This window comes from Bacillus sp. JJ664 (genome assembly GCF_036962205.1).
In the GTDB taxonomy this organism is placed as follows: domain Bacteria; phylum Bacillota; class Bacilli; order Bacillales; family Bacillaceae_G; genus Gottfriedia.
The window spans coordinates 331-19,739 of record NZ_JBALMS010000012.1; the positions used below are offsets into that span (position 1 = coordinate 331).

The 19,409-nt window shown below is 34.0% G+C and carries 22 protein-coding genes and 1 other annotated feature; of the genes, 2 read left to right on the plus strand and 20 right to left on the minus strand.

Going from position 1 to position 19,409, the window contains the following annotated elements; genetic code table 11:
* The 4 genes from V7056_RS02090 to nadB all read right to left on the minus strand — a co-directional run.
* Positions 1 to 842, minus strand: an 842-nt coding sequence (locus V7056_RS02090; protein WP_499698835.1) for a LysM peptidoglycan-binding domain-containing protein, incomplete at its 3' end; no start/stop codon positions are given.
* A 215-nt stretch (positions 843 to 1,057) separates the two neighbouring features.
* On the minus strand, positions 1,058 to 2,152 hold the full coding sequence (gene nadA / locus V7056_RS02095) for a quinolinate synthase NadA (protein ID WP_499698867.1): 1,095 nt from the start codon (positions 2,150 to 2,152) through the stop codon (positions 1,058 to 1,060).
* A 39-nt stretch (positions 2,153 to 2,191) separates the two neighbouring features.
* On the minus strand, positions 2,192 to 3,019 hold the full coding sequence (nadC, locus tag V7056_RS02100) for a carboxylating nicotinate-nucleotide diphosphorylase (protein ID WP_499698837.1): 828 nt from the start codon (positions 3,017 to 3,019) through the stop codon (positions 2,192 to 2,194).
* Between the two features lie 12 nt (positions 3,020 to 3,031).
* Complete coding sequence (nadB, locus tag V7056_RS02105; RefSeq protein ID WP_499698839.1) at positions 3,032 to 4,513, minus strand: L-aspartate oxidase; 1,482 nt, start codon at positions 4,511 to 4,513, stop codon at positions 3,032 to 3,034.
* Between the two features lie 128 nt (positions 4,514 to 4,641).
* Here nadB and V7056_RS02110 point away from each other — a divergent pair, with 128 nt between their 5' ends.
* Both V7056_RS02110 and V7056_RS02115 read left to right on the plus strand, forming a co-directional pair.
* Entirely contained in the window at positions 4,642 to 5,793 is a 1,152-nt protein-coding gene (locus V7056_RS02110; RefSeq protein ID WP_499698841.1) for an IscS subfamily cysteine desulfurase, read from the plus strand.
* Positions 5,790 to 6,329: a transcription repressor NadR gene (locus V7056_RS02115; RefSeq protein ID WP_499698843.1), complete on the plus strand. Its 540-nt coding sequence runs from the start codon at positions 5,790 to 5,792 to the stop codon at positions 6,327 to 6,329. The genes V7056_RS02110 and V7056_RS02115 overlap by 4 nt, the downstream gene beginning before the upstream one ends.
* A gap of 35 nt (positions 6,330 to 6,364) precedes the next feature.
* Here the strand turns inward: V7056_RS02115 and obgE are convergent, their stop codons facing one another.
* The 16 genes from obgE to V7056_RS02195 form a co-directional block, all read right to left on the minus strand.
* Complete coding sequence (obgE, locus tag V7056_RS02120; protein ID WP_499698845.1) at positions 6,365 to 7,651, minus strand: GTPase ObgE; 1,287 nt, start codon at positions 7,649 to 7,651, stop codon at positions 6,365 to 6,367.
* Between the two features lie 14 nt (positions 7,652 to 7,665).
* Positions 7,666 to 8,208, minus strand: a complete 543-nt coding sequence (locus V7056_RS02125) for a Spo0B C-terminal domain-containing protein (protein ID WP_499698847.1) — start codon at positions 8,206 to 8,208, stop codon at positions 7,666 to 7,668.
* Between the two features lie 234 nt (positions 8,209 to 8,442).
* Positions 8,443 to 8,733 carry a 50S ribosomal protein L27 gene (gene rpmA / locus V7056_RS02130; protein ID WP_464961261.1) on the minus strand — a complete coding sequence of 97 codons (291 nt, stop codon included), beginning with the start codon at positions 8,731 to 8,733 and terminating at the stop codon, positions 8,443 to 8,445.
* 16 nt (positions 8,734 to 8,749) lie between these two features.
* Positions 8,750 to 9,085 (minus strand): ribosomal-processing cysteine protease Prp, encoded by a 336-nt coding sequence (locus V7056_RS02135; protein WP_464961260.1) that lies wholly within the window; start codon positions 9,083 to 9,085, stop codon positions 8,750 to 8,752.
* 9 nt (positions 9,086 to 9,094) lie between these two features.
* Positions 9,095 to 9,403 carry a 50S ribosomal protein L21 gene (gene rplU / locus V7056_RS02140; protein ID WP_088004124.1) on the minus strand — a complete coding sequence of 103 codons (309 nt, stop codon included), beginning with the start codon at positions 9,401 to 9,403 and terminating at the stop codon, positions 9,095 to 9,097.
* 14 nt (positions 9,404 to 9,417) lie between these two features.
* Positions 9,418 to 9,491 (minus strand) — a sequence feature (ribosomal protein L21 leader region).
* Positions 9,492 to 9,568: 77 nt separating this feature from the next.
* Entirely contained in the window at positions 9,569 to 11,008 is a 1,440-nt protein-coding gene (locus V7056_RS02145; RefSeq protein WP_499698850.1) for an Rne/Rng family ribonuclease, read from the minus strand.
* A gap of 131 nt (positions 11,009 to 11,139) precedes the next feature.
* Entirely contained in the window at positions 11,140 to 11,463 is a 324-nt protein-coding gene (locus tag V7056_RS02150) for a hypothetical protein (RefSeq protein ID WP_499698852.1), read from the minus strand.
* A 406-nt stretch (positions 11,464 to 11,869) separates the two neighbouring features.
* Positions 11,870 to 12,730 carry a site-2 protease family protein gene (locus V7056_RS02155; protein ID WP_499698854.1) on the minus strand — a complete coding sequence of 287 codons (861 nt, stop codon included), beginning with the start codon at positions 12,728 to 12,730 and terminating at the stop codon, positions 11,870 to 11,872.
* On the minus strand, positions 12,723 to 13,493 hold the full coding sequence (locus V7056_RS02160) for a peptidoglycan DD-metalloendopeptidase family protein (protein WP_499698856.1): 771 nt from the start codon (positions 13,491 to 13,493) through the stop codon (positions 12,723 to 12,725). The genes V7056_RS02155 and V7056_RS02160 overlap by 8 nt, the downstream gene beginning before the upstream one ends.
* A gap of 98 nt (positions 13,494 to 13,591) precedes the next feature.
* Complete coding sequence (gene minD / locus V7056_RS02165) at positions 13,592 to 14,386, minus strand: septum site-determining protein MinD (protein WP_088004134.1); 795 nt, start codon at positions 14,384 to 14,386, stop codon at positions 13,592 to 13,594.
* A gap of 2 nt (positions 14,387 to 14,388) precedes the next feature.
* Positions 14,389 to 15,075, minus strand: coding sequence for a septum site-determining protein MinC (minC, locus tag V7056_RS02170; RefSeq protein WP_088004136.1), 687 nt, complete (start codon positions 15,073 to 15,075; stop codon positions 14,389 to 14,391).
* A 47-nt stretch (positions 15,076 to 15,122) separates the two neighbouring features.
* Positions 15,123 to 15,641 carry a rod shape-determining protein MreD gene (gene mreD / locus V7056_RS02175; RefSeq protein ID WP_499698858.1) on the minus strand — a complete coding sequence of 173 codons (519 nt, stop codon included), beginning with the start codon at positions 15,639 to 15,641 and terminating at the stop codon, positions 15,123 to 15,125.
* 7 nt (positions 15,642 to 15,648) lie between these two features.
* Entirely contained in the window at positions 15,649 to 16,500 is an 852-nt protein-coding gene (gene mreC / locus V7056_RS02180; RefSeq protein ID WP_499698860.1) for a rod shape-determining protein MreC, read from the minus strand.
* Between the two features lie 156 nt (positions 16,501 to 16,656).
* A complete protein-coding gene (locus tag V7056_RS02185) occupies positions 16,657 to 17,688 on the minus strand; it encodes a rod shape-determining protein (RefSeq protein ID WP_499698862.1) in 1,032 nt (343 codons plus the stop codon).
* A gap of 133 nt (positions 17,689 to 17,821) precedes the next feature.
* Positions 17,822 to 18,508, minus strand: a complete 687-nt coding sequence (radC, locus tag V7056_RS02190; RefSeq protein WP_499698864.1) for a RadC family protein — start codon at positions 18,506 to 18,508, stop codon at positions 17,822 to 17,824.
* A gap of 17 nt (positions 18,509 to 18,525) precedes the next feature.
* Positions 18,526 to 19,089 carry a Maf family protein gene (locus V7056_RS02195; protein WP_499698866.1) on the minus strand — a complete coding sequence of 188 codons (564 nt, stop codon included), beginning with the start codon at positions 19,087 to 19,089 and terminating at the stop codon, positions 18,526 to 18,528.
* Positions 19,090 to 19,409 lie beyond the last annotated feature (320 nt).

Below are 19,409 nucleotides of genomic sequence, written 5' to 3' on the forward strand. Positions count from 1 at the left end.
CCTGTTTGGACAGGAGAAACTTGTTGATTTGGTTTTCCTGTTTGTACTGGTGATACTTGTTGATTTGGTTTTCCTGTTTGTATTGGTGACACTTGTTGATTTGGTTTTCCTGTTTGTATAGGAGATACTTGCACATTTGGCTTTCCCGTTTGAACAGGAGATACTTGTTGGTTTGGTTTACCTGTTTGTACTGGTGACACTTGTTGTTCTTTTGGATTAGATGTTGATGGAGAAACTAACGATCCTGGGAAGTAGTTGTTTTTCTCTGACATGTTTTGTCCTCCCTTGGTGTTCACTTTTAAATTACTTTCATTTATTGGTTTTTTATCTGCAACTGGCATAACAGCTTGCGGTATATTCGCATTTGGCTTTCCAGTTTGAACAGGAGATACTTGTTGATTACTATTATTTAATGCAGGAGATACAGTTGGTTTCGCAGGTGGAATCGGTACTTGAATGACAGGTTTTATGTTTTTAGTAGGCGAAACTTCTACATTAATATTAAATGTATTTTCAACAGGTTTCGTAATTGGTTGGACAGCAGGCTTTGGTTGTTCAGCTACAGGAGCTGGCTGTTCTGTTACAGGTTGAACTTGTTCTTTCTCATCTACGTCCAATTTTATACTCGTTTTTGGTTCCTTTGAAAGCTGTACCTCTTTTTGAGAACCTAAAGGTGCCTGCTTTTCTTTCATCTTTTCAGGTACTTTAATTTTCATACCTGGATAGATCATTTCAGGATTGCTTAATTGCGCATTTAATTTTACTAATTCCTCATAATCGATGTTATATTTTTGAGCAATGCTCCAAAGGGTATCGCCCTTTTGAACTATATGAATTCTCACCTTTTCCCCTCCTGACCAATTGCCTCTACGTTGGATTGTACAGTTAGTACCTCACAACAATGTATGTCTGTAAATTTGTATTTATGATTGAAGGAATTTGAAAATATATTATTAAGCTTGTATAAGTATTTACTTTTTTCTAGCTTTTTCTATAAAAAAATCATTTAGCCAAATATGACTAAATGATTTATATGATGATTTATTTTTTCTTATGATTATGCAAGTTCGAGCATTTTATCAAGGGCTTTTATTGCATCACTTGCAGTTACTTTATCTACTGTAATAATGTTCTGAATTGTGCCTTTTTCGATATTCTCTAATGACCACAATAAGTGTGGTAGATCGATACGATTCATTGTTAAGCATGGACACATAAAAGGATTTAGTGAAATAATTTCCTTGTCTGGATGATTTTTTATAATTCTTTGTACTAGATTCATTTCAGTACCAATTGCCCATTTACTACCTGCAGGTGCAGCTTCGATTTGGTCAATAATATATTTAGTTGAACCATTATCATCACTTGCCGCTACAACTTCTCTAGAGCATTCAGGATGCACAATGATTCTCATATCAGGATGGTTTTTTCTTACATTCTCGATATTTTTTACTGTGAAGTTTTCATGAACAGAACAATGGCCCTTCCAAAGTATTACTTTTATATCCTGAATATCTCCATCATACTCTAATGTATCTGTAATTGGATTCCAGATAGCCATATGTTCTAACGGAACACCCAATTCATATGCAGTATTACGTCCTAAGTGTTGATCAGGTAAAAATAAGATTCGTTCTTTTTGAGTGAATGCCCATGATACTACTTTCTTTGCGTTTGATGATGTCACTGTCGCCCCATCATTTTTTCCAACAAATGCTTTAATTGCGGCTGTAGAATTGACATAAGTTAATGGAACAATCGTATCTCCAAAAAGCTCTTGTAATGCTGACCAAGCACGGTCAGTTTGATGATGGTCGGCCATATCAGCCATTGAACAACCCGCACGCATATCAGGTAATATGACAATTTGATGATCCTCAGTTAATATATCAGCTGTTTCTGCCATAAAGTGAACGCCACAGAAAACAATATACTTTGCTTTTTTGTTGTTAGCAGCTACTTGAGCTAATTGAAGCGAATCACCTGTTGAATCTGAAAAAACAACAACTTCTTCCTTTTGATAATGATGACCAGGGATAAATAATTCCTCTCCTAGTCTCTCTTTGATTTCTCTAACTCTTTTTTCCATTTCTTCAGTTGATAATGTGTAATATTCATCGGGAATTTGATATCCCTCGTTTTTTTGAATCATATCTAAAACATTCATATTATCCACTCCATTCCCCATTACTTACAAATAAAAACTGATATCTAACGCTTTAACAGAATGAGTTAAACATCCTAATGAAATTACATCTACCCCACAATGTTGAAAGCTTGCTAAATTATCTAAAGTAATTCCACCTGATGCTTCCGTTTTAATTGTTTCAGGTACTAATGTAACAAATTGTTTAATCTCTTCTGGCGTTCTGTTGTCGAACATGATTACATCCGCACCTGCCTCAACTGCTTCACGCACTTGGGCTTCATTTTCAGTTTCAACTTCAATCTTAATCATATGTCCAAGTTTATGTCGTAGTGCCTCTACTGCATTTTTAATTGAGCCTGCGTATGCAATATGATTGTCTTTTAACATAACTGCATCATAAAGACCAAAACGGTGATTTGCACCCCCACCACATGTAACAGCATATTTATCAAATAAACGTAATCCAGGCATCGTTTTTCTAGTATCAACGATTTTTATATGATCATCATTTAGTGTTTCAACCGCGTTGGCAGTTAACGTCGCTATTCCGCTCATTCTTTGTAAGAGATTTAACATTACACGTTCTCCAGATAATAAAACTTGTACTGGACCCTCTACTTCAGCAATAAGCTGGCCTTGAGTTACAAATTCACCATCTGCAACATGGCATATAACTTTAATATCTTCATGTAATAATTTATAAGTAACTGCAATTAAGTCAGTTCCACAGATTACTCCGTCTGCCTTTGCTACAACTCTTCCAATAGAACGTTCTTTCATTGGAAAAATATGAATTGAAGATACATCACCTTCACCAATATCTTCTAATAAAAATTGCTCAATCATTTTTTTTGCTTTTAACGTATTCAAGATATTTTCCCCCTATAAGTTAGCTGGTTCAATTACTAATTCGATAAAATGCGAGCCAATACTTTCTTTACGATTTAAGGCAGCATTAGCAACTAACTTGCCAGTTGTGATCATATTGTATATTTCTAATTCTTCTAAAGTCATAGCGCGAGTTTCTAACTTTACTGAATCTAGGTAGTGGTTAAAATAACTGATGACTTCCGCTAAACCTTCTTCTGTTCTAACGATTCCAACATACTTCATCATCATATCTCTAATGTCATTTTTAGTAGGTAATGCTCTAAACCTTGGTATGTCATAATTCATTACATTCTCGTCAATCATCATGCTAGGCAGCTTTGCTATGAATCTAGCAACTTTTTTTCCATATACAATTCCTTCTAAAAGAGAGTTACTAGCTAATCGATTTGCTCCGTGCACACCGTTACTAGCTACTTCTCCTACTGCAAATAACCCAGGGATATTTGTTTCACCATTTGTATTTGTTTTTACGCCTCCCATATGAAAATGAGCACCAGGAACAACAGGAATATACCCATCTGTTAGTTCAATTCCATTGCTTTTGACATTTGAAGAAATTGTTGGAAAACGTTTTTCAAAATTATCAATTGAGCGAATGCATAAGTAAATTTCTTCACCGTTTTTCATTTCATTATAAATAGCTCTGCTAACAACATCACGTGGCGCCAAGTCTTCGAATGGATGAATCCCTTTCATAATGCGACGACCGTTCTTTGTTACTAAGTATGCACCTTCACCACGAACCGCTTCAGAAACTAACCCTTTACATTCTCCATTTATATACAACATTGTTGGATGAAATTGTACAAATTCCAAGTCTGACATTTCACATCCTGCTCGGTAGGCCATTGCAATGCCATCACCAGTAATCCATTGATTATTTGAACTGAATTGATACATTGAGCCTATTCCGCCAGTTGCTAAGAGAGTTGCATTTGCATGGTACATTTTTAACTCGCCATTTTCTGCTAGCGCATAAACACCAACGCATTTATCATCTTTCATGATAAAATCAATTGCCATTTCATTTTCGATAATTGTGATTTTATCTTTTAATCGTTTATACATCGTTTCAACAAGATGCTTTCCTGTCGCATCTCCACCTGCATGAAGAATTCTATTTTTACGATGAGCGCCTTCTCTTCCTAGGTGAAATTTTCCATTTGGATCCATATCGAATTTCATACCAAAAGAAACAAGATCTTCCATCGATTTTGTTCCATTTTTTACAAGCTCTTCTACAGCTTTCTCATTATTTACATAACAACCTGCCTCAAGTGTATCTTGTTGATGTAACTCCCACGAATCATCGTCAGTCATAACTGCAGCAATTCCACCTTGTGCAAGCATTGAATTACTATCAAATATTTTTTTCTTTGTGAATAGAATCACATTTTTAGACTGACAAATTTCCTCAGCAGCCATTAATGCAGCAATCCCACTGCCAATAATGACAACATCTGCTTTTCGCATCGTTGCCCTCCCCCATTTACATATATATCTATTTAAAATTTATCATATTTAAAAAAAGCTGTCTTGACACCTATATTTACATATAATTAAACNNATTTTTTTAAAACGGAAGAAAGAGGGGCTACAAAATGATTTATTTAGACTATGCTGCCACAACACCAATGAGTGAAGAAGCTCTCGAGACATTTGTATCTGCCTCTAAACATTATTTTGGGAATGAAAGAAGTTTACACGATGTTGGATCAAATGCATCCCTTCTACTTGAAGCTTGTCGTAAACAACTTGCAGGTTTTTTAAACGCTAGTCCAGCAAGTATTTACTTTACAAGTGGAGGCACTGAATCGAATATACTTGGATTACAAACTCTTTTAAAAAGCACCAAAAAACCAGGCCGTCATATTTTAACAACTAATTTAGAACATTCATCAATTAATAATTATGTAAAAGTTTTGGAAGAACAAGGCTTCGAAATTACTTATATTCCAGTAAATCAAAATGGAATCGTTTCAGTTGATTTGATAAAAAAAGCAATTCGTGATGATACAATATTAGGGATCTTTCAGCATGTTAACTCAGAAATTGGCGCTATTCAACCGATTAAAGACATTGCTAAATTATTTAAACCATTCAATATTATGCTACACTGTGACTGTGTACAATCATTTGGAAAGTTGGATATAAATCTTGCTGAATTCGATGTTTCTAGTTTAAGTATTTCTAGCCATAAGCTTTATGGTCCTAAAGGTGTTGGGGCACTTTATATAAACCCAAAACTAACTAGTCAGCCAATTTATCCAGGCACTTCTCATGAAAGTGGTATCCGTCCTGGTACTGTTAACGTACCTGCTATCGCTTCGTTTGTAACAGCAGTAGGTCATATTTTTAATTCAAAGAATCCAGATCAACAAAGATACTTATCATTAAGACAAATATTTCGTAATGAATTGAAAGATGTTGAAAAATTAGTACGTTTTGAAGGTTCTGATGATGACTGTATTCCAAATATAATTGGAATGAGAATTAACGGTTTAGAAGGACAATTTGTTATGCTAGAGTGCAATAGACATCAGTTTGCTATTTCAACTGGAAGTGCGTGTGCTATTGGCATGCAAAAACCCTCAGAAACGATGTTAGCCATTGGAAGAAGTGAACAGGAAGCAAAGCAGTTTTTCAGAATTTCCATTGGAAAATACACGAACGAAGAAGACTTAACAAAACTTGCTTCAACACTTAAATTAATAATGAAGCAAAATTTACTAACCGAGGAATTGAAAAAATGAATAAAAAACTTTTAGGAGAAGAGAGAAGGAATAAAGTTTTACAGTGGTTAAAAGAAGCAAAAAGTCCACTTTCAGGTAATTCCTTGGCAAAACGTGCAAATGTAAGTCGGCAAGTTGTAGTAGGTGATATCACTTTATTGAAAGCTAAAAATGAGCCAATTTTGGCAACTGCTCAAGGTTATGTCTATATGCACCCTGACACTGGGTCAAACAAAATACAAAAAGTGATAATTTGTCGACATTCTAATACTGACACAAAAAAGGAATTAGAAATATTAGTAGACCATGGCATAACAGTTAAAGATGTAATGGTCGAACACCCTGTATACGGTTATATAACAGCTCAATTACAAATTACAAACCGATATGATATTTCAATTTTTCTCCAAAAGATGGAAGAAACAAATTCAGTACCACTAGCGAATTTAACAAATGGAATACATCTTCATACAATAGAAGCTGATAATGAACAGCAGCTTGAGAATGCGCTGTCTGAATTGAAAAAAGAAGGAATTCTTGTAGATATGTCTTCATAAAAAAAGGTAAGCAATTAGATTGCTTACCTTTTTCATTAATCAATAAATTCAAATTCATACTCAGAGATTTTAACAATATCTCCGTTTTTCGCACCACGTTCACGTAATGCTTCATCAATACCCATACCACGCATTTGACGAGCAAAACGGCGAATTGATTCTTCACGTTCAAAGTTAGTCATCTTGAATACTTTTTCAAGCTCCTCACCTTTAACAACAAATGTTCCATCACTTTCACGCGTAATTTCAAACGTTGGTGCTTCTTTTTGATACTTATAAAGAACACGCAATGGTTTGTCTTCTTCTTCATCATGAAGTGGGAACTCTGGAGTAGATTCCACTAAATCTGCAACCGTAAATAATAATTCACGTAAACCTTGTCTAGTAACTGCAGAAATTGGGAAAATTTGTACTTCATCTCCAACTTGCTCTTTAAATTTCGCTAAGTTTTCTTCACTTTGTGGAATATCCATTTTATTTGCTACAACAACTTGTGGTCGCTCAGTTAAACGTAAATTATATTCTTTAAGCTCTTGATTAATTGTTAAGTAATCATCATATGGGTCGCGACCTTCAAGACCAGACATATCAATTACATGTACAATTACACGTGTTCTTTCAATATGTCGTAGGAATTGATGCCCTAAACCAACACCCTGGTGAGCTCCTTCAATTAATCCAGGTAAGTCCGCCATAACAAAACTACGATTATCTTCTGTTTCAACAACGCCAAGATTTGGAACAATTGTTGTAAAATGATACTCAGCAATTTTTGGTCGTGCAGAACTTACAACTGATAATAAAGTAGATTTTCCAACACTTGGAAATCCAACTAAACCAACATCGGCTAATACCTTTAACTCAAGCTGAATATTACGCTCTTTACCTGGCTCACCATTTTCAGCAATTTCTGGTGCAGGATTTGCTGGAGAAGCAAAACGACAGTTTCCTCTTCCTCCACGTCCTCCTCTTGCAATAATTGCTGTTTGGCCATCCATTGTAAGATCGGCAATTAATTCACCAGTATCAGCATCAGTTACAATCGTTCCAGGTGGTACCTTAACAATCATATCTTCAGCGTTTTTACCATGTTGACTTTTGGACATTCCATGTTGTCCACGATCTGCTTTAAAATGACGCTTATAACGGAAATCCATTAATGTTCTTAGTCCCTCATCTACTATGAAAACTACATTGGCACCTTTACCACCATCGCCTCCAGCAGGACCACCTTTAGGAACATACTTTTCTCGACGGAAAGCAACCATTCCGTTACCGCCGTCGCCACCTTTTACATATACTTTGACTTGATCAATAAACATAAATCCACCACTCTTTATTTTTCCATTTTAAATTCTATACTGCATTCTTCTGTTTCACAAAAATATGACATCATTTGAATCTTTGAATGATTACTTGAAGACGAAACAATCCATTTCAGCATTTCTTCTTTCCTTGTTAGTTTACCTCTGAAGTCAAAAAAGAAACAAACTGTTTCATCATTTATTTCAATTGTTAAGCTAACATAATTCTCCTCATAAATATGTACCCATGATTCTAGTTTGCTTAAAAAATTTCGAATCCAATCTGTCATCATCTCATCTAAATTTTTAAGAGAACAAGGATCTCCTAAAATTTCATAATCTAGTACAATTGTCCGAGGTTTCCAATTATATGTAATAATAAATTCAGCAAAAGCTGGAATTTGTAAAGAACATATTTTAGCTTCGTTTAAGGAATCCGCGACGATTTTTGTCATCGTTTCTTCTAGCATATCCTTTTGACCTGTAGCCAAATAACCTTTAATTAATTGAATTCGATTTAGCCAATCATGACGTGAATGTCTTAATACCTCAAGAACGTCCCATTTTCCCTGCATCGTACTTCTCCTATTGGTTTACTTTTTTGGTATTTAAGAAGGTGATCATATAAAGAAAACTCGGCATTTGATAAATCACTTAAAGTTAAGCCGCTTGTTTATCTTGTATAAAATGCTCGAGTTATTTGGAGCATATTGTTTAGAGGTTGCTTTATTAAAAAGCAAAAGTTTGAAAATATGTCAAATGTACAGAAAAACTCTAACCTAAAAGGTTAGAGTTTCTAAGTTAGTTTCTTAAGCTTCTTGAGCTACAGGGTATACACTTACTTGTTTACGGTCACGGCCTAAACGTTCGAATTTAACAACGCCATCAACCTTCGCAAATAATGTGTCATCTCCACCACGACCAACATTTACACCTGGGTAAATCTTAGTGCCGCGTTGACGGTAAAGAATCGAACCACCAGATACGAATTGTCCATCAGCACGTTTAGCACCTAGACGTTTCGAAGCTGAGTCACGACCATTTTTTGTACTACCTACTCCCTTTTTAGAAGCAAATAACTGAAGATTTAATTTTAACATGGTTACACCTCCTGTTTTACTCGTTTATAGTGACATAATCACTGTAACTTGTTGCGATCGATTGTAAAGATACAAGCATCGCTTCAAGGATAAGTTGCGCTTTTTGCATTTCTTCATTGGTTAAATTCATTGGCAATTGATATTTCAAGATACCTTGTTTTTCATCAATATGCGTAAATGATTCTGCGTCAATGTTACAAAGAGCTTCCAGTGCATTTACTGTTCCGATAGAAACAGCTGAAATACCTGCACAAACAATGTCTGTACCGTATTCAGAAAAAAATGCATGTCCACTTATGATAAAGGAACAAATACGTCCATCTTGTAAACGTTCAATTGTTATATTAGTCATTACTTATAATTAAGCGTTGATTTTTTCGATAACAACTTTAGTGTAAGGTTGACGATGACCTTGCTTACGACGGTAGTTCTTTTTAGATTTGTATTTGAATACAAGAATCTTTTTAGCTTTACCGTTCTTTTCAACTTTAGCAGTTACAGTAGCTCCTTCAACAGTTGGGCTACCAACTTTGATGCTTTCGCCACCTACGAATAAAACTTTGTCGAATGTAACAGTGTCACCTGCGTTTGTATCAAGCTTTTCAATGTAGATTGCTTGACCTTCTTCAACTTTGATTTGTTTTCCACCAGTTTCAATAATTGCGTACATAATTGCACCTCCTCAAATAGTCTAAGACTCGCCAATGACAGGCATGCAAAAAGCATTTAATACCTGATATGAGCGGTTGTAGCACGGGTGCGCTACAAACAATAACATTATGATGTTACCACGAGCGAATAGTTCATGTCAACAACTATTCCGCTGATAAACCTATTATAAATAGCTTGTCACGTCTTTTTCTGAACCTACCCTGACAATCTCATAGTAATGAATTTTAGACGATGTAATTTTTAGATAGATATTCATATATAACGCTTTTTCAAGTCTCTTGATATGTTGATTATTTTCCCCGTTTATGTAATTAGCCACATCACGATCACATTCTACAAGAATAGCTTCATATTCACTAGACGATGTTTCCCATAGCTCTCTTTCTAATTCAAAAGCAATTTGCTCTGGACTTTTTATTAGTCCCGTCCCATTGCATACTAAACACTTTTGATGAGTAGCTTCAATATGTGAATGCGTCGTTCGTTTTCTTGTTAGTTCAAATAAACCTAGACTTGTAAAACCAAACAATTTCGTAAATGCTCGATCATATTGAAATGCTTCCCTTAATAAATCAGATATTTTTTTCTGCTTTTCTGTTGAGGGCATATTAATAAAGTCAATTATGACCATGCCACCAATATCTCTTAGTCTCAACTGACGTGCAATTTCTATTGCAGCAAATTGGTTTGTCTGAAAAATTGTCTCTTCTCGATTTTGTTTACCACTGAATTTCCCTGTATTCACATCAATAACAGTCATTGCCTCAGTTTGCTCCATAATTAAAAAAGAACCATTTTTTAACCAAACAATCGATTTATATGATTTTTCAATTTGTTCTTCAATTTGATAAGCGACAAAAATATTTTCTTTTCCTTTATAAACAGAAGTAGGTATTGTCAGAGGCAAATAATTTTTTATTGAAAGTAAGTCGTCCACAATGATCTCGTTAATTGTATTTGCTGGGTGAAGCTTAAAAAATTTCGTATACAATGAATTTGCTTCCCACACACAAGTCACTTTTTTTGAGACTTGCTTTGCAATAGAAGTATAAATTGTTTGAAAATGATCTAATTCTCTCAAGATTTCTTCATTACTCGCTTGTTCACTCGAAGATCTAAATATTATCCCTTCAGATCCACTCGTGTTTTCTCTTCCTAAAGAATAGAATTTATTACGAGTTACTTCTTTTTTTATTTTATTTGAAACCGCAACCTGTTTCGTAAGCGGAAAATAAACAACATAATCACCAGAGAATTCTAGATTATTTGTAAGCTTCGGTCCTTTCTCATCAAAGGCATCCTTAATGACTTGAACAAGAATATACTGGCCTTTTTGAAATGTTTTTCGAAGGGCTTCGCCTGATTGATCCGGATTTTCTTTCCCTTCGATTGTATCTTCATATCTCATAAATCCATTTTTAGCTAAACCAACATCAACAAATATCGCATTTAACTTAGGCAACACATCTTGAACTTGACCAATATAAATATTACCCACAAATGAACTTGTATCAGCTGATGAATACCACTCCACCAACTGATCCTCTTCAACAACTGCAATTCTTTTTTCTGAATGTTTAACATTCATAATAACTTTCTTCAATTTCATCTTCCTAACGTTCTATAATACTTCTCATTTTATGCATTCCTTTTAGAAAAAGCTAGTTAAGATACAATTGTCTTCTATCATTCCACAAGAAAAACACCACATACATGTGGTGTTTCTCTTTCTAATTACTCATCACGCTTATCATTATCAATCATATCTTTTGGATCTTCTATAATGTCCTCTGGATCGGGGTCATTATCATTTTCATCATCACGCAGGATATTATCGTCTTCATCTACCCCAGGTGCGTTCATATCATTATCCCTAATATCATTTCTTACATCATTTCTTACATCATTTCTTAAACCATTATTTCTTACATCATTGTCTCTATACACATCATCATTATTTAAATCCACATCATTCATATCGTTTTCGTAATTTACAGGAGTATTCACGTTTCTACGATTATTTACATCATCTCGATCATCATTTGCATTACAACCCATTAACACCATAGAAGTTAAAAATACACTAGTTATAATAAGATATATTTTTCTATTCATAATAATCATGTCCTTTCACAAAACATATTCTTACAACTTATTGCATTCGTTATTATCTCTTTTTCAAGTGTCGGTATTCGTAATTTGATGGTTCAAATACAATTGGAAGTAATGGCATAAAAAGGATTTTAGAAAAATAAAAAGACTGTTTTCGTATACTTTGTTGTTACTTAAGAATGCGTTAGTTGATTACAACTCCAGGTTGCTCCCTTTCCGTGGGGCGAGCATTCTGGAGTGGAAATCAAAGAATACTCTTCTTTCAAATAACAAAAAAATGGCAACTAAAATTAGTTACCATTTCACATATTTCACTTTTTAGTAAGGTGCTTTTTCCATTTACTAAGCAAACTTAACTGATTAACTCTTCAAGCGAATAGGTTGCTTTTTTCTCCGTAAAATAAGCATGTAATAATTCATTCTCATCAAGCATCTGTTGGTTTTTCCTATCAACATTAAAAACAACATTATATTTATACCCCTTATGGAAATTAGAAAACACCTGAAAAAGCTTTGTCTCCTTCGTCAATGATATAGATTTGATTTTCTGGATATACTGTTCATTCCCATAAAAACGCTCCATCAGAAAACGAATGGCAACAAAATGTCTATTCTTCCACTCAATCCATAAAGAAATATATAAAAACAACAAACAAGCCCAAATGGTTATATTGATCGGTTGAATCACTAACGTCAAAACTGTAGCAATAGATAAAAATAAAAATGACGAATAAAGACTATACTGATGCGCCTTCACAAATGGGAAAATTAAAGAAAACAACTGATTCATAAATTTCCCACCATCTAAAGGCCAAATTGGTAATAAATTAAAGCACAAAATGCTCACATTATACCCGATAAAAAGTGAATATAAATTTTCAGGAATATAATTCAATTCAAATAAAAACTTTGCGATCACAAATAACGTTACATGTTGTATTGGACCTGATATAGTCACAATAAACTCTTCTAAAATTGGTCGATTTCCATGTTCATCTAAATCAACAACCCCGCCAAATGGTAATAATGTAATTTTGTTAATTCTCCAATTAAAACTAGTTGCTGCGATTGCGTGTCCTAATTCATGACAGAAGATAATTATCGTAATAAATAAAACCGACCAAAAATTCGCAGTTAGAATACCAATACATGCAATTAATAAATAAAGTGGATGTAGTGTAATCTTTGAAGCAAGTTTTATCCATTTATTCAAAAGATATCACCTTTTTCGGGTCAATAAATTTTTCACCCATTTTGATTGCAAAGTAATACGTTCCAAAATTACCTCCTTCATCAGGAGTCACTGTACCTAAAACCTTTTTACTATCGACTCTTTCCATATACTTAACATTTGTTGAACTTAATTTTCCGTACCAAGATTCCGATCCATCGGCATGTTGCACAATCACCGTTTGTCCTAAATCATCCTTTTCTCCAACAAAAATTACATTTCCACCTTCAATAGCCTCTACTTTTTGATTTAGTTCAGTTTGGATTAAAATACCTTGTCCGTCCGTTTTAAAGCTTTGCAGCACTTTTCCACTAGCTGGGACACCATAATCTACACTATCTACTGTTTCATTTTTCTTATTTATTTGAGGTAAGAAAGCAATAGGTGATCCGAACCGATCTTCATACCACTTTTGTATTGAGGCAAATTGAAATTCGCTGTTATACACCTTTGACAGTCCATTTTTCACTTCAGAAGAAATTGATGAATTACCCTTTAATACAATCGCTAACCCTAGAACAATAACGGCACTTAATAAACTTCTGAACAAAAATGTAGACTGATTCATTACTTTTTTACCTTGCTGTTCTACTAAATCATCATATGAATACGTATACCCATTTTCGGTAGTTTGTGTTTCATTTAGAGGAAATTTTGTCATCATTTGATTTGGATGACCCCATTTATCCTCTTGTTCACGTCGTTTAGCAATTCTTTTTCGAATATCATCTACGCGTTTACTCAAAGTGTCACCTCTTTTCACAGTCTTGTTAATTAAACTATATGAGAATGGTGGACAACTTATGAGTAAAAAGAAAAACACTTCGTTAGAATAACGAAGTGTTAACGGATTCCGAATAATTTTTTAACTTTAAAGAATAAACTCTTTTCAGCTTCTAATGATTGTAATGGTACTGACTCACCTAACACTCTTCTTGCTATATTTCTATAAGCAATTGAAGCTTTAGAATTTGGATTCATTGCGACTGGTTCTCCACTATTAGTGGCTTTAATTACATTTTCATCGTCTTGAACAATTCCAATTAAATCAACAGCTAGTGTAGATGTAATATCATCTACATCCAAGCTATCTCCATTTTCCATCATATGGCTTCTAATACGATTGATTACTAGTTTAGGAGGTTCGATATCCTCTTGTTCTAATAATCCGATAATACGATCTGCATCTCTAACTGAAGAAATTTCTGGCGTTGTGACAACAATCGCTTTATCTGCTCCAGCAACTGCATTTTTATATCCTTGCTCAATTCCAGCAGGACAGTCTATCAATATATAATCATAGTCTTTTTTCAATTCATCAACTAGCACTTTCATTTGTTCAGGAGTAACAGCAGTTTTATCACTCGTTTGAGCAGCCGGTAATAAGTATAAGCATTCAAAACGTTTGTCTTTGATTAATGCTTGATGCGTTTTACAACGACCTTCTACAACGTCCACTAAATCATAAACGATTCGGTTTTCTAAGCCCATGACAACGTCTAAGTTTCGTAGGCCAATATCGGTGTCAATTAAACATACTTTTTTACCAAACATTGCTAAAGCTGTTCCTAAATTTGCTGATGTCGTTGTTTTACCAACTCCACCTTTACCAGATGTAATTACTATAGCCTCTCCCACAGTTACATCATGCCCCTTTCTAACCTTGTCAAACTAGGTCTAAGATGAGTGAGAAATTGAATTCGATCGACAATGATATGGTTATCTTCATTTATGTATGCACATTCCATTTCATTGCCTTCTTCACCATAATGATCTGGTGCTCTGTTCATTATGCTGCAAATTCTCAACTGCATTGGTTTCATTATAGACGCTGCAATAACTGCCTCATTATTGCCATTAAATCCAGCATGAGCAGTCCCTCGAAGCGCACCCATAATAAAGATATTGCCACCTGCAATAACAGTTCCACCCGGATTAACGTCACCGATTAACAGTAAATCACCTTTTACTTGGAGAACTTGACCGGATCTTACCATTCTGCAAATAGGAACGATTTCTTCTCTTTTTAACCATTCCATCGCTTCTTGTTTCGAAACAACATTACTGTCGATTGATTCAACAACAAGATTGTTCTTTTTACGAACGATAGATCGTATTATTTCATCTTGTTCGGGAGATAAGAAGCGATTTCCAATTTTTAATCGGACTGCAATTAATGGACGATCATTGCTCTCAAACAAGTGGGTAGACAGTCTTTCTTCAATTTCATCTACTAAAATCTGAAAAGAACATGTATCATCGAGGTGCAGTGTTAGACCATCTTTTGTTCCTTTTATTGTAACATATTGTTGCCTCTGTTCCATGATAAGTGTTCACCCCGAATGTATAATTCGACATGCACTCAAAAAATCCTTTATTTTTCCTCATTATTTTCACTAATTGTTCTTAATAATGATGACAGAGGAAATGCAAAAATTAATATAAAGAGTGCATTCAGTAATAATGTCGGAAATAATCGATGGTTTATGAAGTAACTATTCAACATATTTGTATATCCAAATAGAATATTTAAACCATAAACTAAGTATTCTAAAGCAATTGTCCAAATCAGAACTAAAATGCTTCTAATAAATAAATTAGCATAAAGTATTTTCATTGCTTGACTTATTAAAAATATAAAGAAAGGAAAAGCCGCTAAATATATTCCTATAATTTCTGTGTACGCGATATCATATATTACGCCAAATATTACGCCATATACAAGTGCTTTCTTCGGGTTATAGTATAACGTCATAAATAATAATCCGAAAAACAGAAAATGTGGTACGATAATTCCCTTTTCACCTAGAAGTGTAGGGGACACGTTTGAAACATAAATATTTTCTAATATGAAAAGAAGTGATAGAAGAAGAGGTAAAACATACTTACTCATCTACTTTCTACTCTCCTTTCTGTACGTCAATGGTGCGTTTAACGACAATGACATGGTTAATATCATTAAAATCTGCTTGTGGCTTTATATAAGCAGTCTGAGTTAATCCATGTTCATCTGGTTCAATTTCTTCAACTTTCCCAATGACTAAAGATTTCGGAAAAACTCCACCTAGACCAGAAGTCACCACAGTTTGTCCTTTTTTAACTTTTGCATTTGAAGGGATTCGTTTAAACAATAATGTTTGTTTTTCAACATCGTAACCTTCAATTAAGCCAAATACTGTGTTTTTCTGCTGAATTTTTGCAGAAATACGATTTGTTCGATCAGATGCACTAAGTAATTGAACAGTAGAAGAGAATTTTGAAACGTTTTTAACCTTACCAATTAATCCTTTTGCTGTAACAACCGCCATCTCTTTTTCAACACCATTAGTTGACCCCTTATCAATGGTAATAATCTGCTGCCATTTATCAGGATCTCTAATTGTTACTGTTGCTTGAATTGATTCGTAATCACTTAAGTCTTTAGTATAACCAATCAGGTCTTTTAGTTCTTTATTTTCTTTTTCTAGTTCCTTCTCGCGAACAGATAGCTCTACATATTTATCAAGTTTACTCTTCAAAATTTGATTTTCTTTATATGTATCTTTCAAATCCGAAATATTATTAAAGAAACCCGCAATATATTGTGCGGGTTTATTAAATACTTTTTCAGTCAAACTTACTGTATCTTTAATAAACTGCTCGGGAATAGAAAGGTTTCTGTTATTTCTTAATGAATAACCTAGAAGTGCCACCAATAATATAATAGCAGCCAAGACAATCATTAAACGTTTATTTTGAAAAAATTGTGGCATCCTGACACCCTCTTATAGCAATTCAGCTTCATTTTTAAAAGATTTCATGCGTATAATCCTCACCAAAAACAGTGAGGATTACACATATTGCTAATTACTTTTTCTTATTATTTAATTTCTAACTTTAGACAAGATACGTTCTTATTCAAATTAATATTATCTGTAATTTGAAGAATAATTCTTTTTGAAAATATCAATATTGTCTAACGCTTTACCTGTACCAATTGCAACACAATCAAGTGGATCTTCTGCAACAATTACTGGCATATTTGTTTCTTGGCTAATAACTTTATCAAGATTACGAAGAAGAGCACCGCCACCTGTTAACACAATACCACGGTCAATGATATCAGCAGCTAATTCAGGTGGAGTTTTTTCTAATGTATTTTTTACAGATTCAACAATTGCTGTAACCGTATCACTTAATGCACTAGCAATTTCTTCACCATAAATAGTAATTGTTTTTGGTAAACCGGAAATTAAATCTCTTCCGCGAATATCCATCTTTTCTCCATTTTCTGTTTTAATCGCCGATCCAATTTCAAGCTTTAATTGCTCTGCCGTACGCTCACCGATCGCTAAATTATAATTTTTCTTAATGTATTGCATAATCGCATCGTCCATATCATCTCCAGCAGTACGAATCGATTGACTAGTAACGATACCACCTAAAGAAATAATCGCAACTTCAGTAGTACCTCCACCGATATCTACAACCATGCTACCAGTTGGTTCCATTACAGGCAGATTAGCTCCAATTGCAGCTGCAAAAGGCTCCTCAATCAAGAACGCATCACGTGCACCTGCTTGTCTTGTAGCGTCGATTACCGCTCTCTTTTCAACTGCCGTAATCCCTGATGGTACACATACCATTACATAAGGTTTACGTGAGAAGAATCCGTTACTTTTTTGTGCCTGATGGATGTAATGCTTCATCATCGTAGCAGTCGTTTCAAAGTCAGCAATTACGCCGTCTTTCATTGGTCTTGTAGCAACTACATTTCCTGGTGTACGACCAATCATATTTTTCGCATCTTTACCAACTGCAACAATGTGCTTTGTATCTGTTTGCAATGCAACAACTGATGGTTCTCTTACTACAATCCCTTTTCCTTTTACAAAAACTAAAGTATTGGCAGTACCTAAGTCTATTCCTAAATCACGTGTAAATCCGCCTAATCCTAACATATGTATCTTCCTTTCTAAAACGTACAACTTTTCATTATATTTAATGTATCTAATTATATTTTCTTATCGTTAGTAAATAACAGGTTTTTATCCATAACTTACATTATAAAACAATTAGTACTTAATGAACACCCTAAACATAACCTTTTTCTTTTAAACTGATATACTTATGTTCACCAATAATGATGTGGTCTAGTAATTCAATTCCAATTATTTTTCCACATTCAACTAATCGTTTTGTAACTTCTATATCTTCTCTACTTGGTGTAGGGTCTCCACTTGGATGATTGTGTAAACAAATTATTGAGCTAGCTGATCTTCTAAAAGCTTCTTTAAAAACTTCTCGTGGATGTACTATTGAAGCATTTAAACTACCTTTAAAAATAGTTTCGCGGGCAATAATTTGATTTTTTGTATTTAAATATAAACAAATAAAATGCTCTTGTTCAAGAAATCTCATTTCATCCATCATAAATTTAGCACAATCATCAGGACTTTTTATCACAAATCTATCCTCAAACTGTAATCGATTGATTCTCTTACCTAATTCGAAAGCTGCTAATAATTGTGTAGCTTTTGCCTCACCGATGCCATTTATATTTGAAATTTCTTCGATCGAAGCATTCATCAATAATCGAAGCCCATCAAATTTATGCAATAATTGGTTAGAAATTTGTAAAACAGATTCGTTTTTAGTCCCAGTTCTTAATACAATAGCAAGTAATTCTTGGGTGGACAAGCTACTCGGACCATCTTTAATTAACCGTTCTCTCGGACGGTCATCTTTTGGAAAATCTCTAATTAGTAGAGAATTTTGCAAATAACCACCTCATTTGCCTAATTAAAAAACAGCTCATACAGTTTTTTCTTAACTTTATTGATTGGAAGCCCTACTACAGAGAAATAATCGCCGTCTATTTTCTCTACAAATGTGCCACCAAACCCCTGAATCCCATATGATCCAGCTTTATCCATTGGTTCGTTAGTATCAATATAGTTTAAGATTTCCTGATCACTTAAAACACTAAATGTGATTTTAGTACACTGATAAAAGTTGGAAGTGATCCCTTCATTGATGATTGAAACCCCAGTAAATACTTCATGGGTATTTCCAGATAGCATTTTTAGCATAGCAAATGCATTCTCTTTTGAAGAAGGTTTACCCAGCTTCTGATCAGCAAACGTAACAATTGTATCAGCACCAATTACAATAGCATTAGGAAATTTTTTGCACACATCTGCAGCCTTTTGCTCAGCTAACTTCATTACCAATTCCGAAGAATGTAAGTGTTGCTCCATTACTTCTTCAACATCACTAGTTTCAATGATAAATGGAATATTTAACATACTTAGTAGTTCTTTTCTTCGAGGAGATGCAGAGGCTAATATAAGTTTTTTCATTTCATTCACCTATTATTTGTTTTTAAAAGGAAGGATACAACTCCATCCTACCTAGATACCCACTATAACACAAATTAGTAAAAAACACTTTTCGACTTTTATTCGTTAATAAAATGTAATAAAAATGAAAGAATTGCTATTTATTAAAATACCCTAAACATAAAAAATTCATTTTTCATTTGTAAGCGGATTAATTTTAAACAGATTTTATTTAGAGTACTTGTCCTATCTATAACAATGGCAACTCATCATTTTTTATTAAAAAGATTAAAATTCTTCCATTTTCCCTTTTCCCCTCTCCTACTATTGTTATATTACTG